Raw genomic sequence first — 14,505 nt, 5'->3', positions numbered from 1 at the left:
GCTCCGGGACGCCGGAACCGAACCGAGATCACGCAGCGCACGTCTGAGGGCGCCCCGCACCTGTGGTGCGCCCTCAGGGACGGGTACGCGGCGGCGGGCTACCTGTCTCATCCGAGAGCGCCCCGGCGTTCACACCGGGGTGGGGACCGGACCCGAACCCCCGCTCGTCCATCAGGACGGGCGTTTCTGGTCCTCGATGTACTGACGCAGGACGCTGATCGGCGCACCACCCACGGACCCGGCGAAGTAAGACCCCGACCACAACCGCTTGGCCCGCCAGTAGTGGCGCTCCAGCTCGGGGAACTCCTGGCGCAACCGACGCGAGGGCACCCCCCCTTGAGGCTGTTGACCAGCTTCGAGACCGCGACCTTGGGCGGGAAGTCCACCAACAGGTGCACATGGTCGCTCTCGCCGTTGAACTCCACCAGCTCCGACTCGAAGCCGACGCACACCGCCCGCATGATCTCTTCCATCCGCGACAGGTGGCGGCCGGTGAAGACCTCATGCCGGTACTTCGTCGCGAAAACCAAGTGTGCGTGCATCACGAAGACACAGTGCCTACCGGTTCTGATATCGCTCTCATCGCCCATAAACCAATGACAGAAAGCGGGTGTGCAGCGCCGGTACTCCTTCCGCGTGTACCCCGACGCCGACCAGCGCCAAGCGCTGGCCCGGGCGTTCGGGTGCGCCCGCGTGGTCTACAACGACGCCCTGCGGGCCCGTGAGACCGCGCGCGCTGAGGGGGAGGCGTTCCCGAAGACGGGTGAGTTGTCCAAGAAGCTGATCACCGACGCCAAGCGCACCCCGGAGCGGCAATGGCTGGGCGAGGTATCGGCCGTAGTGCCCCAGCAGTCCCTACGCGATGCCGACACGGCCTACCGCGCCTTCTTCGACGGCCTCCAAGGCAAACGCCTCCGCACGGGCCCGCCCCGGTTCAAGCCCCGCAAGGACGGCCGCCAGTCGGTCCGCTTCACCGCCAACGCCCGCTGGAAGATCACCGGCCAGGGACAACTGTCCCTGCCCAAGATCGGCGAGGTGAAGGTGGCCTGGTCGCGTCCCCTGCCCTCGCCTCCGTCGTCGGTGACCGTGGTCAAGGACGCCGCCGGGCGGTACTTCGCCTCGTTCGTCGTGGAGACCGATGACGAGCCGCTGCCGGAGACCACCGATGACGTGGGGATCTGGGGCACTTCGCCGTCCTGTGGGACGGCACGAGGATCGACAACCCCCGGTTCCTGCGCCGCGCCGGGAAGGAGCTGAAGAAGGCCCAGCGGGACCTGTCCCGCAAACGGAAGGGATCGGCCAACCGGGCCAAGGCCCGGCACAGGGTCGCCCGCGCCCACGCCCGGGTGGCCGACTGCCGCCGTGAGTTCCACACCATCTGTCCACACGGATCATCCGCGAGAACCAAGCGGTGTACGTGGAGGACCTGTGTGTGCAGGGGCTCGGGCGCACCCGGCAGGCCAAGAGCGTGCACGACGCCGGATGGTCGGCGTTCGTGAACATGCTGGAGTGCAAGGCCGCACCTTCCACAGGATCGACCGGTTCCTGCCCTCCTCCCAGACCTGCTCGGAGCGCTGGATCGTTGACGGACCCAAACCACTGCACGTGCGCACCTGGACCTGTTCCGGGCGCGGCACCGAACACGACCGGGACGTCAACGCGTCCCGGATCGTGCTCGCCGCTGGACGGAAACTCGCCCGAGCGCGGGAAGCGGAGAGCTGAAACGCCTGTGGAGGCTGGGTAAGACCACTACCCCTCGGGTGGGGGGAAGCAGGAACCAGCGGACGCCGCGAGGCGCACCGCGCCTACAGCCGCGCGTTGGTCATCTTGAGAACGTCGAGAGCGGTGTCGAGCTGCTCCTCGGTGAGCTTGCCGTCGGCGACGTAGCCGCGCTCGATGACCACCTGGCGGATGGTCTTGCGCTCGGCCAGAGACTGCTTGGCGACCTTCGCGGCCTCCTCGTAGCCGATGTAGCGGTTGAGCGGTGTGACGATCGAGGGGGAGGACTCCGCGTAGGTGCGGCACTGCTCCTCGTTGGCCCTGATCCCCGCCACACAGCGGTCGGCGAACACCCGGGAGACGTTGGCCAGCAGGCGGATCGACTCCAGCACGTTGCGGGCGATCACCGGCAGTTGGACGTTCAGCTCGAAGTTGCCGCTGGCGCCCCCGAAGGCCACCGCGGCGTCGTTGCCCACGACCTGTGAGGACACCTGGAGCATGGCCTCGCACAGCACCGGGTTGACCTTGCCCGGCATGATCGACGAACCGGGCTGGAGGTCGGGCAGGAAGATCTCGGTCAGGCCGGTGGTGGGGCCCGACCCCATCCAGCGGATGTCGTTGGCGATCTTGGCGAAGCCCACCGCGATGGTCCGCAGTTGGCCGGACAGCTCGACGAGGCCGTCGCGGGCGCCCTGCGCCTCGAAGTGGTCCCGGGCCTCGGTCAGCGGCAGACCGGTGTTCGAGGCGATCTCGGCGATGACCCGGGCGGCGAAGCCCTCCGGGGTGTTGATGCCGGTCCCCACCGCGGTACCGCCCAGCGGAAGCTCGGCCACGCGGGGCAGAACGGCCTCCAGGCGCTCGACGCCGTAGCGCACCTGGGCGGCGAACCCGGCGAACTCCTGGCCGAGGGTGACCGGCGTGGCGTCCATCAGGTGGGTGCGCCCACTCTTGACCACGGTCGCGAACTCGACCGACTTGCGGGTGAGCTCGCCCTCCAGGTGCCGCAGGGCCGGAACCAGGTCGTTCTGCACGGCGGAGGTGGCGGCGATGTGGATCGAGGACGGGAAGACGTCGTTGGAGGACTGCGACGCGTTCACGTGGTCGTTGGGGTGCACGTCCAGCCCGGTGCGCTCCTTGGCGACCGTCGCCACGACCTCGTTCGTGTTCATGTTGCTGGAGGTCCCGGACCCCGTCTGGAACACGTCGATGGGGAACTCGTCGTTCCACTTGCCCTCGGCGACCTCCAGAGCCGCCTCGCGGATGGCCTTGCCGAGGTCGTCGCCGATGACGCCGAGCTCCGCGTTGACCTTGGCCGCGGCGGCCTTGATCTGGCCCAGGGCCGCGACGTGGGCGTTCTCCAGGCCCTGGCCGGAGATCGGGAAGTTCTCGACGGCACGCTGCGTCTGGGCACGCCACTTGGCCTCGGCCGGGACCTTGACCTCGCCCATCGAGTCGTGCTCGATGCGGAACTCACTCATGTTGGAACCCATCCCTCCTGGGAAAACTCGTGAACCACAGCTTGCCAGACCCACATCCGCACACGATCACTCCGCCCCGTGTTCACGGTGTTGCCCAGGTCATGCTCAGGTCCCGATACCGCGGCGGCGCGTGCGCCCGCGCCAGGACAGGAACCGGCGGCGCCTGGGGGCGCGGACTCGGACCCCGCCCAGGAGGCTGAAACCGTCGATCTCCAGGACCGGCGGGTCGGACAGCCGGGACGGCCGGGCGGTACTGGAGCGCCGGCCCAGGAACGACCAGCCGCGCACGCGCACCTCGACCCCCTCCGGGACGGTGATCTCCACCCGACCGAGGACGGCGGTCACCGTCATCCGGTGGTGGTTGCGCGGGAGCACGGCCTGGCGCATGTCGACCTCCACCCTCCCGGCCAGGGCGGCGACGTGCTCGCCCGGGGCGGCCACCCAGCGGCCGCGGCGCGCGACGGTGGAGAACAGGGCGACGGCGGGCCGCACGGCCAGGCGCACGGGCTGGAGCTCCTCGGGCACGAGATCGCCGGTGAGGGCGGGGAGCTCGCCCAGGGTCCGGGCCGTGTGCGCCCGCTCGCTGCGCTCCTCGAACTCGGCGAGGTCCAGGCGGCCGTCGGCGGCGGCCTCGCTGAGCAGCCTCAGGACCCGCTCCCGGTCCCTGTGGGAGGCGCGAATCCGCGCGGGCGGTGTTTCCTCACTCACATGGTCACCTTAGGGCGTCGGCGGTGGGGCGGGGTTTCCCGTCTGGTCGCAGCGGAGGGCGGGCCGTTGGCGGCCGTGCCGCCCCCGTCCTTCGTTCACAGGTTCGGAAAAGCGGTGGAAATCTGCGGCGGGAAAAGCCTACGGTTGAGCCCATGAGCTCACCTTCACCCGGTCGGCGCGTGCCCGGAAGCGCCGCCATGAGTGCGTCCCGCGGCCAGGCGCCGCCGGACCCCGCCCTGCTCCTGAGAGGGGTCGTCAAGCGGTTCGGCCCCCTCACCGCCGTCGACGGACTCGAACTGGAGGTGCCCCGAGGCGTCGTCATGGGGCTGCTCGGCCCCAACGGCGCGGGCAAGTCCACCACCATGCGGATGCTCACCGCCCAGTCCCTGGCGGACGAGGGGGAGATCCGCATCCTCGGCCACAAGGTCCCCGACGAGTCCAAGTGGGCGCGCGCCCGCATGGGCGTCGTCCCCCAGCACGACAACCTCGACGAGGAACTCACCGTCGAGCAGAACCTGCGTATGTTCTCGTACCTGTACCGGGTCCCGCGCGGGAGCAGGAAGGAGGCCATCGGCCGGGCCATGCGGCTCGCCCAGCTCCAGGGGCGCGGCGACACCCGGGTCGACGCCCTGTCCGGCGGTATGCGCCGCCGTCTGCTCATCGTCCGGGCCCTGCTGCACCGGCCCGAACTCGTCCTCATGGACGAACCCACCGTCGGCCTCGACCCCCAGGTGCGCCAGGACCTGTGGGGCGTCATCTCCGCCCTGCGAGACGAGGGCGTCACCGTCCTGATGTCCACGCACTACATCGAGGAGGCCGAGCGCCTCTCCGACGAGGTCGCCCTCATGGCCCGGGGCCGTGTCGTCGAACGCGGCACCCCCGCCGACCTCGTCGCCAAGTACGCCGGTGCGACCGTGGAGGAGTACCTCCCGGGGGAGGAGGGCGTCGACACGCTCGAACGCCTCCTCAGAGATCAGGGCTTCACCACCCGGCGCACCGGCACGACCCTGTCCGTTCTGCGGGCCGAGGAGCTGCCGGACTCCCTGCGTGGGAGGCTCGGCTCCCCGCAGCGCCGCGACAGCAACCTGGAGGACGTGTTCGTGACCCTGACCGGAGAGAGTTTCGACTGATGTCACTGGAACAGACCCGCGAGGACGCGCGCCCGGAGGCCCACCGGCGGCCCGGACGGTTCGAGCCGAGCGCGGTCCTGGGTGTGATCGCCCGGGAGTGGATCCTCTACGGGCAGTCGTGGCGGTCGACCACCTTCGCCGCCGTCGTCGAACCCACCGTGTACCTGCTCGCCTTCGGGTTCGGCATGGGCGCCCTCATCGGGACGCTAGCCGGGTTCGACTACATCGACTTCCTCGGCACCGGCATCGTGGCGGTGTCGGTCATGTTCCAGTCGATGATGCCCGCGGTGATCAACACCTTCATCAAACGCCGCTTCCTGCACACCTACGAGGGGATCCTGGCCGCACCGGTGGACGTGCGCGAACTGGTCACGGGTGAGGCCCTGTGGCTGGCCCTGCGGTCGGGCGTGTACGGCTGCGTTCCACTGCTGGTGGCGGTCGGCTTCGGGCTGAGGCCGGGACCCGGCGTGGTGCTGGTGCCGCTCATCGCCTTCGTCGCCGGGTTCGCGTTCGCGCTCTTCGGGATCTGGATCTCGGCGGTGATCAGCTCGGTCCGCTCCATGGACTACGTGTTCAGCGGACTGTTCACACCGCTGTTCCTCATGGCGGGCACCTTCTTCCCGCTCACCGAACTGCCGTCGTGGGCGCAGACGGCCGCCATGGCCAACCCGCTCTACCACGCCGTGGAGCTCATCCGCGGGGCGGTGTTCGGCGGGCTCGCCACGGACGCGGTACTCCTGCACACGGGTGTGCTGGTGCTCTTCATCGCCGTGATCTGGTGGGCCGCGGTGCGGCGGATGAGCCGTCGCGTCGTGAGTTGAACCGGGCGGGCGGGGCGCGCGGTCGCGCCCCGCCCCAGGGTCCTACCCGCCGCCGCTGGGCGCCCAACGCAGCTCCAGGCTGCTGCGTCGGCCGTCCTCGGTGACACTCACGGCCAGGCCCAGGGCCCCCCACTGGGAGGCGTCGGCCACGTCGGTGCCCTCCAGTGCCTGGCGCAGGTCGAAGAACCCGGCGATCACCGCGTCGTCCATGTCCTGCATCGTCTGCTGGAACACCGGGTCGTCGCCCAGGCTCCCCGCGGCGGAGGCCCCCTGGGAGACCACCACGGTGTCGCCCTCGGCGGTCACGCTCGGCGGGTCGGAGTAGGGGTCCGTCGCGCTCTGCTCCACGAACGTGTCCAGTACCTGCTCGTCGGCGCCCACGGCCCGGTACACGAAGGAGAACGCCTCGTCCGCGGGGTTCTCGAAGCCGCCGTAGTAGGTGCTCTGGTTGAACAGGCCGTTCAGGTCCATGCTCGTGATGCCCAGAGTGCTGGAGGAGCCGAGCAGGGAGGTGAAGCCGCCCGGGAGCGGGGCGCCCCAGGCGTCGAACGTGGCCTCCATGTCCGCCCGCTCCTCACCGCTGAGCGGAAGCTCGCCGCTGTCGTAGGCGTCGATCAGTGCCTGGTCCAGGCCGGCGGCGCCCACGGCCACGATCGTGCTCTCCGGAAGGGAGGCCATCGCGTCCACGCTGGCCCCGGGGGTACCGGACAGCCAGCCCACGTCGGTGCCCTCCATCTGGAAGGCGAAGGCGTCCATGCGCGCCTCCAGGTAGTCGCCGTCCACGCGCACCGACGCGGTCATCCGGCCGTCGAAGTCGCCGACTCCGTCCAGTTCGAGTTCGGTGGCCAGCTCCCCGGTGGCCAGGGCCCCGGACACGTCCGCCCAGGCCACGGCGAGGCTGCCGCCGGGAACATCGGACAGGTCCCCGGAGAAGACGTCGTCGTCGGCCAGCGCCCCGTGGGCCTCCATCTGCCTGGTCCGGTCGCGCAGGGCCGCGTCGTTGTCCGTCAGGACGGCGAACCCGTCCACCATCTCGTAGGCCAAGCCATCCTGGACGCTGACCAGGTCGGACAGGTTTTCCTCCGCCAGGGTCTCGTCGGTCACGGCCACCGCAACCGCGAAGGCCGCACCGACCCCGAGGGAGGCCTCCTCGTCGGTGCTCGGCCACACGGAGAAGCCGACGCGCTCACCGATCCATTCCTCGACCTCGCTCTGGCTCGCCTCCGGGAAGACCTCGACGAACCCCTCGGCGAAGGTGGCCGTCATGTCCTCGGAGGGTTCGTTCATCTCCTCGGTGAGCTCGTCCGGCAGCCGGTCCACGAAGCCCAGCAGGTCGATCGCCTGCGAGCCGTCGATGGACAGGTCGAGCCTGCCGAAGGCGACCGAGTTCGCGGGCAGGACCGACTCGGGCTGGGGGCCGCCGAAGTCGACGAGGGAGACCGAGGCCCACACCGTGCCCGCCATGACCACCACCGCGACCCCGACCGCGGAGGGGATCAACCACATGTTGCGGCGCCCCCCGCCTCCCGGGGGCGGGGGCTGTCCGGGGCCGTAGGAGGGGGGAACGGACGGCGGACCGCCCATCGGGGGACCGCCCGGACCCATCGGGGCACCGCCGTAGGGAGGCTGCCCGTGCGTTCCGCCCGGAGGTGGTGGGAAGCCCTGGGCAGGCGGTCCGGGCTGCCACGGGGGTTGCTGGGGGGACTGCGGATAGGACATCGGACCTCCGGGACAGAGAGACGGGGCGTGGCGTGCGCACCTGCGGACATGATCTGTGACGTCGGTGCGGTGGGCCCGGGTTCCCACCTCTTTCGCGTGGGGTTGCGTCTCGCGGGTCCGGCTCGGCGCACACCCGCGCCGGACCCGCGGAAGGCTCAGGGGGCGGAGGTGAGGTCGACGCCGCTGTAGGCCGACAGCTTGCTCAACCGGTGCTCGCTGCGCACCTCGCGGACGGTGCCGCTGCGCCCGCGCATGACCAGGGAGTCGGTGATGACCCGGGACGCCTCGTAGCGCACACCCCCGACGAGTTCGCCGTCGGTGATGCCGGTCGCCGCGAAGAACACGTCCTCGGAGGCGACCAGGTCGTCGGTGAGCAGGACCCGGTCCAGGTCGTGGCCGGCCTCGACGGCGCCGCGCCGCTCGGCGTCGTCCTTTGGCCACAGGCGGCCCTGGATGACGCCGCCCAGGCACTTCATCGCGCAGGCGGTGATGATGCCCTCGGGGGTGCCGCCGATGCCCAACAGCAGGTCCACGCCGGTCCCCTCACGGGCCGCCATGATCGCGCCCGCGACGTCGCCGTCGCTGATGAACTTGATGCGCGCGCCCGAGTCCCGCACGTCCTGCACGATCTGCTTGTGGCGGGGCCGGTCCAGGATGACGACCGTGACGTCCTGAGGGCTCTTGCCCTTGGCGCGGGCCACCGCGCGGACGTTGTCGGCGACCGGTGCGGCGATGTCGACGCTGTCGGCGGCCTCCGGCCCGGTCGCGAGCTTCTCCATGTAGAACACCGCGGACGGGTCGAACATGGTGTGGCGCGGGCTCACGGCGATCACGGAGACGGCGTTGGGCATGCCCATGGCGGTGAGTGTGGTGCCGTCGATCGGGTCGACCGCCACGTCCCACTCCTGGCCGCCGCCGTCGCCGACGCGCTCACCGTTGTAGAGCATGGGGGCGTTGTCCTTCTCCCCCTCGCCGATGACCACGGTGCCGTTCATGGACACCGTGCTGATCATGTGCCGCATACCGCGCACCGCCGCACCGTCGGCACCGATCTTGTCGCCCTTGCCCACCCAGCGGGCGGCGGCCAGCGAGGCCGTCTCGGTGACCCGGACCAGTTCCAGGGCGAGGTTGCGGTCGGGAGCCGGTTGGGAGGGCGGGGTACTGGCCTGCGACATAGGGCGACACCTTCCGTCAGGGAAATCAGAGCGGGCGCTTTGCCCCAGAGTAGTCACCCGATGTGACCCCGGGCCGCTGAGGGTGCGGACGGGCGGTTCCGCGGGGCCCTGCGGCGACCGTGCGACGGATGTACCGTCTAGGCTGGCGGGATTCGGAGTGGAGTGAGGCAGACAGTGGAAAGAACGGACAAACCTACACGGGTGTCCTCGCGTGGCGCGGCCACCCGCAGTGCCTTGCTCAAGGCGGCTGCCCAGGTGTTCCGCACCGTCGGTTTCGCGAAGGCCGGCGTGAGCGAGGTCGTCACCGTCGCCGGGGCCAGTGTGGGAAGCCTCTACCACCACTTCACGGGCAAGGCCGACCTGTACTTCGCCCTGTACGAGGAGTTCCAGCGGCGCCAGCAGCAGCGTACCCACCACGCAGTGCTCCAGGCGCGCTCCGAGGGCGAGAGCGACCCCACCCGGCTGATGAACATCGCCGCGCACGCCTACCTGCTGGGATGCATCGAGGAGCGGGACACCGCGCGCCTGTTCTTCAGCGGGGACGGCCCTCCCGGCTTCGACTACCAGTTGCGAGTCCGGCTCACCCAGTGGACCGACCGCAACGTGGCGCTGTACCGCAAGGCGGACGAACCCGTGGACGAGGCGCTCCTGACCGTGGTGAGCGGCGGTATGCTGCTCGCCGTCGCCGAGGTGCTGGGCCGGGAGGACGCCGACGCCCGCGCGTTCGCCGACGACATCGCCCGGGTGCTCAGCGCCCTGGAGCCCGGTCGTTGACCGTTTTGGTGGTTCCTCGCCCGCCCGTCGCCCACCACCACCCTCAACGGACGCCTGGCGGCGCTGTTTTCCGCCGGTCGCCCACCACCACCCTCAAGCGAATCCGCACGCCGCAACCGGCACCGCCCAGGTGCCCGTCCCCGACAGCTCCACCGCAGCGGTCAGCACCGCGGCTCTACGCTGGAATCGTCCGGTCACCGCCGCCTCCTCAGGGGGCGTCGTCGGCGGTTGGGACGCGGGTGGAGGGGCTGCGGGACTCGCTACGGCCACCCCGGGTCGGCGGGGTCGCGGACCTGAGGCAAGCTGAGAGGTGCCATGAGTCAAAGCAGCCGGTCCCACGCGACCTTCTCCAACTACGCCGTCTCGCTCGGCATCCTCGTCGGCATCCTCCTGCTGATGGCCTTCGTGGTGTCCGCCCGGTCCGGGGAGCACATCCCGGAGGTCGACTACCGGTTCGACCTCACCTCCCTGCGCGAGGCCGCGGACTACCCGGTGGCGGTGCCGTCGGAGGACCTGTCGGAGGAGGGGTGGACCCCCACGAGCTCGAACCTGGACACGACCGGGCCGGTCGAGTGGAGCGTCGGCTTCGCCACGGCGGCCGACAGCCACGCCCGACTGGTCCAGAGCGACGGGGACCCCGTCGCGTTCGTCCGGAAGCAGGTCCGGGGCGCCGAGGTGGTCGGCACGGTCGCCGTCGTCGGACACGAGTGGGACCACTACGAGTCCGATGACTGGGGTGCCCTGGTCATGTACGGGGAAGGCGTGACACTGGTCGTCGCGGGCAGCGCCGACACCGACGAACTCGCCCACCTCGCCGCGGGTCTGGAGACCGGCGACGGCGCGGGGGCGGAACAGGCCTGACACGTGTATGCGGCCCCGCCGAACCGGTGGGGCCGCATACACGTGTCAGATGCCGTGCCGACTACTCGGCGCGCAGGTCGCGGCGCAGCTCCTTGGGGAGGGAGAAGGTGAGCGACTCGTCGGCGGTGGTCACCGGGGTCACGGAGCCGTACCCGTGTCCGGCCAGCTTGTCGAGCAGTTCGCGCACCAGGATGTCCGGCACGGACGCACCGCTCGTCACACCCACGGTGGTCACGCCCTCCAGCCAGGAGTCGTCCATGAGCGAGGCGTTGTCGATCAGGTGCGCCGCGTTCGCGCCGGCGTCCAGCGCGACCTCCACCAGGCGGACGGAGTTCGAGGAGTTGTCGGAGCCGACCACGATGACTAGCTCGCACTCCGGGGCCATGGCCTTGACCGCGTCCTGCCGGTTGGACGTGGCGTAGCAGATGTCGTCGCTGGGCGGGTCGAGCAGGTTGGGGAACCGCTCGCGCAGCGCGTCCACGGTCTGGGTGGTCTCGTCCACCGACAGGGTGGTCTGCGACAGCCAGGAGACGTTGTCGGGGTTGCGGACCTCGACCTTGTGCACCTCCTCCGGGCTCTCCACGATCTGGATGTGCTCGGGGGCCTCGCCGCTGGTGCCCTCGACCTCTTCGTGGCCGATGTGGCCGATGAGGATGATGTCCCGGTCCTCGGCGGCGAAGCGCTTGGCCTCCTTGTGCACCTTGGTGACCAGGGGGCAGGTGGCGTCGATGGTCTTGAGGCTGCGGCGCTCGGCCTGTTCGTGGACGGCCGGGGAGACGCCGTGGGCGGAGAAGACGACGATGGCCCCCTCGGGCACCTCCTCGGTCTCCTCGACGAAGATCGCGCCGCGCTCCTCCAGCGTGCGGACCACGTGGGTGTTGTGCACGATCTGTTTGCGTACGTAGATCGGGGCGCCGTACTGCTCCAGGGCCTTCTCCACGGTGATGACCGCGCGGTCGACACCGGCGCAGTACCCCCGGGGGTTGGCGAGCAGGACACGGCGTTGGTTCGTCGCGGTCGTCGCAGCAGTCATGCCCCACATCCTAGGTGCCTTGGGGCACTCGCAGGGCGGATGTGGTGAAACGCATCGGAGGGGGCGGATCCGGGGTGCGTCTGGCGTTAGGTGACGCTTCGGGAACAGGACGTATCCGGTTCGGATTCGAAGTGGCGAAATCGTTCACTTATCCCCTGCTCATGCCGTTCCCCCTCCTCTATCCTGGTTCACCGTCGCATCTGTCCATAGGCGGTTCGCCCTCAGCTCGGCCTTGCCTGGTTTGATGGACGCGCGCCGCCGGCCCACCGAGCCGAGAGCATCAGGAGCCCCCGTCCTATGTCGAATCCGACAGTCACGAAGCTCATGACCATGGTCAAGGGGATCTTCGGCCGCAAGGAGTCCGTGTCCGCCACGGGTTCCGACGCGGCCGCGGAGCCCGCCGTCGAGAAGGCGGAGGCCGCCACGGCCACCGCGATCGTGGGGACCCCGGAGGCTTCCGAGACCGCGAACGCCTCGGAGGCCGCCGAGACCTCCACGGCGGCCCCGGCCGAAGAGAAGCCCGCTGAGGCGGAGGCCGAGAGGCCCGCCGAAGCCGCGGAGACCACCACCGAGAAGCCCCGGCCCGAGGCTGTGGCCGCGGAGAAGGCGGAGCCCGCCGACGCGGCGGAGGCTTCCGCGGACAAGCCCGCCGACGCGGAGGAGATCGCGGAGGAGATCGCGGTCGCCGAGGCCGACACGGCGGTCTCCAGCGACGATGTGCTGGAGAAGGTCCGCAAGGGCAACGCCCCGAGCGTCGACGAGCTGGCCGTCCCCACCTACGACGAGCTCACCCTTCCGTCGGTCCGGGCGCGGCTGCGCAAGCTCACCGTCGACCAGGTCCGCGACCTGCGGGCCTACGAGGTCGCCCACCAGGGCCGGTCCGACTTCATCAAGATGTACGACAACCGGATCACCAAGCTCGAAGCCGCCGAGTAGGGGCCTGTCAGTCCCCGTGCTCCCGGTCTGGGCGCACATCGGGCGCATACGGGTATCGGGGCCGCCGTGTCGACGGCGGCCCCTCTTTCGGAACGGGGCAGGATTCGTTTCGGTCACTGTTCGGGAACCCTCCGGTGACGGAGGACGTCTACCCGGACAGACAGGGCGCGTTCGTGTGCCCTCTCCGACCGAAAGGTTCTCCATGATCAAGCGATCCCTGGGCGCGGCGGCTCTCCTGGCGGCGGGGCTCTGGGCGACCGGATGCACCGCGGACCTTCCCGGCGGTGGGGAGGTCACCCTCGACCCTGACGGTGTCAGCGTCGGCAACGGCGATGGTTCGGTGTCCATGGACCAGGACGGCAACACGTCCATCACCGGCGAGGGGGAGAACACCCTCAACATCGCGACCGCCGACGGCACCGTCACGGAGGACTGCCAGGGCCGCTTCGTCAACATCACGGCCAACGCCGGAGAGGTCGTCCTCAACGGCGACTGCGCGGCGGTCACTGTCCTCGGCAGCAACATGACCGTCCACATAGGCACCGTCGAGACCATCACCGTGATGGGCACCGACAACACCGTCTACTACTCCGGCGGCGAGCCCACCACGAACAACCTGGGTGCCGACAACGACGTCTCCCAGGGCGGAAACGCCCAGAGCTGACCCCGCCCCGACCGGTCGTCCCCAGGCCCGTAACGGCGGGTCGTGCTCTGGGTCCGGTTCCGTTCGCGCTAGACGTGGCGTAGCAGCCCAGTAACGACGCGGAGGGGTGTGCCGAGATGGCACACCCCTCCGCCGTGTGCGGGGTGTCCACAGGCCGGACAGCTCTCAAACCGACCCCGGGAACGTGGCAACCTTCCCGGCGCGCTGCCGCACGAGCTGGTTGACGCACTCTGCGGGGTCGGTGACGGGCACCCGCACCCGGGGCGTGGTGACGCCGAGAAACGTGAACTGGTCGTCGACCACCCGCACGGCTGCCTGGCCCAGGTACGGGTCACAGCACAGGGTGGGGGTCAACTCGCCCTGGTACACGGTGACGGCGAGCCTGCTGCTGAGCTGCCGGGCGGTCAGGGCGCTTTGGAGGTCGCGCAGGTAGGTAACGCGCTCATCTTCAAGTTCCATGCGGCCAGCGTCCCGCTACCTGCGGTGTTGGGCCACGTGTTGACGACTTTGCGGAAACAGCGGGCGCGGTCGGGCAACGCGGTGTACAACAATTCCATGACTGCCCCCCTTGGATTTCCCGCCGTGCTCGCCCGGTACCTGGAACTGTCCGGCCTGACCCAACGAGCCCTGTCCGCCAGGTCGCGCGTCTCGCCCGCGTCGCTGTCGCGCTACCTGTCCGGGAAGACGAGGCCGTCCCGTGGCGCTGTCGCCGCTCTGGACACCGCCCTCGGAGCCAGCGGGGCGCTGCTCGCCGGGTGGGAGAACACCGTCACCGACGACTTGCCCCCGTTTCTGCTTGACGTGGACGTGCTGGAGCGGGAGGCGGTCCGTATCGACCTGGTGTCCCCGCTTACGGTCCCCGGTCTGCTCTGGTGTCCGTCATACGCCGAACTTGCCTACGAGGCGGGCCGCAGGGTCCGCGACGTCCGGCGTCTCGCGCAGCTGCGATCCGAGCGGCTGGGACAGCTCTCCGCGAAAGTCTCCGCAGTCTTCCCGCTGACCGCGCTGACCCACGCCCCCGACCACGTCCGCGCCGAGCAGGTGGCTCACCTGTTGGACCTGCCTGACCGCGTGCGCGTCCACCTGCTCCCCGAGGGGACCATCCTGATGGGGTTCCCCGGCCCCTTCCAAGTGTTCAAGCTTCCCGAGGGCCGCGAGGTTGCCGTGTCCGACCACCTTGAGGGTTCCCAGGTGCACCCCGACTCCGCGCTCCCCCGGACGCGCGAGCTGGTGCGGGACGCCCTGGCGCTAGCATTGCCCCCACAGACGAGCATGGTTGAACTGCGGAGGATGGCAGCGTGAGTGACGACTGGTTCAAGAGTTCCTACAGCGGGTCGTCCCCGAACTGTGTTGAGTGCCGGGGTCAGGCCGGGGTCACCGAGATGCGAGATTCCAAGAATCCGGCCCACGCAACCCTCGCGCTGCCCGCCGACCAGTGGGCGGGGCTGTTGGCCACCGTGCGCGCCGACCAGCTCTAACATTCAGGT

The 14,505-nt window shown here is 70.0% G+C and carries 17 protein-coding genes and 1 pseudogene; 11 read left to right on the top strand and 7 right to left on the bottom strand.

Going from position 1 to position 14,505, the window contains the following annotated elements:
- Nucleotides 1–171: 171 nt before the first annotated feature.
- Nucleotides 172–590 (bottom strand): annotated as a pseudogene (tnpA, locus tag ACFHWE_RS07515) (IS200/IS605 family transposase).
- A gap of 22 nt (nt 591–612) precedes the next feature.
- On the opposite strand from tnpA, the gene ACFHWE_RS07510 reads away from it, so the two are divergent.
- The 3 genes from ACFHWE_RS07510 to ACFHWE_RS07500 are packed head-to-tail and all read left to right on the top strand — an operon-like array spanning nt 613 to nt 1,722.
- A complete protein-coding gene (locus tag ACFHWE_RS07510; protein ID WP_416599880.1) occupies nt 613–1,257 on the top strand; it encodes an RNA-guided endonuclease InsQ/TnpB family protein in 645 nt (214 codons plus the stop codon).
- Complete coding sequence (locus tag ACFHWE_RS07505; protein ID WP_416599929.1) at nt 1,179–1,499, top strand: transposase; 321 nt, start codon at nt 1,179–1,181, stop codon at nt 1,497–1,499. The genes ACFHWE_RS07510 and ACFHWE_RS07505 overlap by 79 nt, the downstream gene beginning before the upstream one ends.
- Nucleotides 1,500–1,509: 10 nt before the next feature.
- A complete protein-coding gene (locus ACFHWE_RS07500) occupies nt 1,510–1,722 on the top strand; it encodes a zinc ribbon domain-containing protein (protein WP_416599879.1) in 213 nt (70 codons plus the stop codon).
- 83 nt (nt 1,723–1,805) lie between these two features.
- Here the strand turns inward: ACFHWE_RS07500 and ACFHWE_RS07495 are convergent, their stop codons facing one another.
- Both ACFHWE_RS07495 and ACFHWE_RS07490 read right to left on the bottom strand, forming a co-directional pair.
- A complete protein-coding gene (locus ACFHWE_RS07495; RefSeq protein ID WP_416599878.1) occupies nt 1,806–3,197 on the bottom strand; it encodes a class II fumarate hydratase in 1,392 nt (463 codons plus the stop codon).
- A 105-nt stretch (nt 3,198–3,302) separates the two neighbouring features.
- Nucleotides 3,303–3,905: a DUF1707 SHOCT-like domain-containing protein gene (locus tag ACFHWE_RS07490; RefSeq protein WP_416599877.1), complete on the bottom strand. Its 603-nt coding sequence runs from the start codon at nt 3,903–3,905 to the stop codon at nt 3,303–3,305.
- Nucleotides 3,906–4,102: 197 nt separating this feature from the next.
- Between ACFHWE_RS07490 and ACFHWE_RS07485 the strand changes: the two genes are divergently transcribed.
- Entirely contained in the window at nt 4,103–5,035 is a 933-nt protein-coding gene (locus ACFHWE_RS07485) for an ABC transporter ATP-binding protein (RefSeq protein ID WP_416599928.1), read from the top strand.
- Nucleotides 5,035–5,856, top strand: coding sequence for an ABC transporter permease (locus ACFHWE_RS07480; protein WP_416599876.1), 822 nt, complete (start codon nt 5,035–5,037; stop codon nt 5,854–5,856). Before ACFHWE_RS07485 ends, ACFHWE_RS07480 begins: the two co-directional genes overlap by 1 nt.
- A 42-nt stretch (nt 5,857–5,898) precedes the next feature.
- Here the strand turns inward: ACFHWE_RS07480 and ACFHWE_RS07475 are convergent, their stop codons facing one another.
- Nucleotides 5,899–7,362: a hypothetical protein gene (locus ACFHWE_RS07475; RefSeq protein ID WP_416599875.1), complete on the bottom strand. Its 1,464-nt coding sequence runs from the start codon at nt 7,360–7,362 to the stop codon at nt 5,899–5,901.
- Nucleotides 7,363–7,730: 368 nt separating this feature from the next.
- Nucleotides 7,731–8,750, bottom strand: a complete 1,020-nt coding sequence (gene glpX / locus ACFHWE_RS07470) for a class II fructose-bisphosphatase (RefSeq protein ID WP_416599874.1) — start codon at nt 8,748–8,750, stop codon at nt 7,731–7,733.
- Nucleotides 8,751–8,924: 174 nt separating this feature from the next.
- Here glpX and ACFHWE_RS07465 point away from each other — a divergent pair, with 174 nt between their 5' ends.
- Nucleotides 8,925–9,524 (top strand): TetR/AcrR family transcriptional regulator, encoded by a 600-nt coding sequence (locus ACFHWE_RS07465; protein ID WP_416599927.1) that lies wholly within the window; start codon nt 8,925–8,927, stop codon nt 9,522–9,524.
- Nucleotides 9,525–9,839: 315 nt separating this feature from the next.
- Nucleotides 9,840–10,385 (top strand): DUF4245 domain-containing protein, encoded by a 546-nt coding sequence (locus tag ACFHWE_RS07460; protein ID WP_416599873.1) that lies wholly within the window; start codon nt 9,840–9,842, stop codon nt 10,383–10,385.
- Nucleotides 10,386–10,446: 61 nt separating this feature from the next.
- Here ACFHWE_RS07460 and ACFHWE_RS07455 read toward each other — a convergent pair whose 3' ends face one another.
- Nucleotides 10,447–11,418: a 4-hydroxy-3-methylbut-2-enyl diphosphate reductase gene (locus tag ACFHWE_RS07455; protein ID WP_051415420.1), complete on the bottom strand. Its 972-nt coding sequence runs from the start codon at nt 11,416–11,418 to the stop codon at nt 10,447–10,449.
- A gap of 297 nt (nt 11,419–11,715) precedes the next feature.
- Between ACFHWE_RS07455 and ACFHWE_RS07450 the strand changes: the two genes are divergently transcribed.
- A complete protein-coding gene (locus tag ACFHWE_RS07450; protein WP_416599872.1) occupies nt 11,716–12,354 on the top strand; it encodes a hypothetical protein in 639 nt (212 codons plus the stop codon).
- 202 nt (nt 12,355–12,556) lie between these two features.
- The gene (locus tag ACFHWE_RS07445; RefSeq protein WP_416599871.1) at nt 12,557–13,018 is read left to right on the top strand and encodes a DUF3060 domain-containing protein; all 462 of its coding nucleotides are present in this window, start codon (nt 12,557–12,559) and stop codon (nt 13,016–13,018) included.
- A gap of 165 nt (nt 13,019–13,183) precedes the next feature.
- Here ACFHWE_RS07445 and ACFHWE_RS07440 read toward each other — a convergent pair whose 3' ends face one another.
- Entirely contained in the window at nt 13,184–13,477 is a 294-nt protein-coding gene (locus ACFHWE_RS07440) for a hypothetical protein (RefSeq protein WP_416599870.1), read from the bottom strand.
- A gap of 24 nt (nt 13,478–13,501) precedes the next feature.
- Here ACFHWE_RS07440 and ACFHWE_RS07435 point away from each other — a divergent pair, with 24 nt between their 5' ends.
- Both ACFHWE_RS07435 and ACFHWE_RS07430 read left to right on the top strand, forming a co-directional pair.
- Nucleotides 13,502–14,320, top strand: a complete 819-nt coding sequence (locus tag ACFHWE_RS07435; RefSeq protein ID WP_416599869.1) for a Scr1 family TA system antitoxin-like transcriptional regulator — start codon at nt 13,502–13,504, stop codon at nt 14,318–14,320.
- The gene (locus tag ACFHWE_RS07430) at nt 14,317–14,496 is read left to right on the top strand and encodes a DUF397 domain-containing protein (protein WP_416599868.1); all 180 of its coding nucleotides are present in this window, start codon (nt 14,317–14,319) and stop codon (nt 14,494–14,496) included. Before ACFHWE_RS07435 ends, ACFHWE_RS07430 begins: the two co-directional genes overlap by 4 nt.
- Nucleotides 14,497–14,505: the final 9 nt, after the last annotated feature.

The organism is Nocardiopsis sp. LOL_012 (genome assembly GCF_048060475.1).
Classification (GTDB): domain Bacteria; phylum Actinomycetota; class Actinomycetes; order Streptosporangiales; family Streptosporangiaceae; genus Nocardiopsis.
Note: the sequence above shows the minus strand (reverse complement) of the source record. Positions and strands in the feature narration are given on the sequence as shown.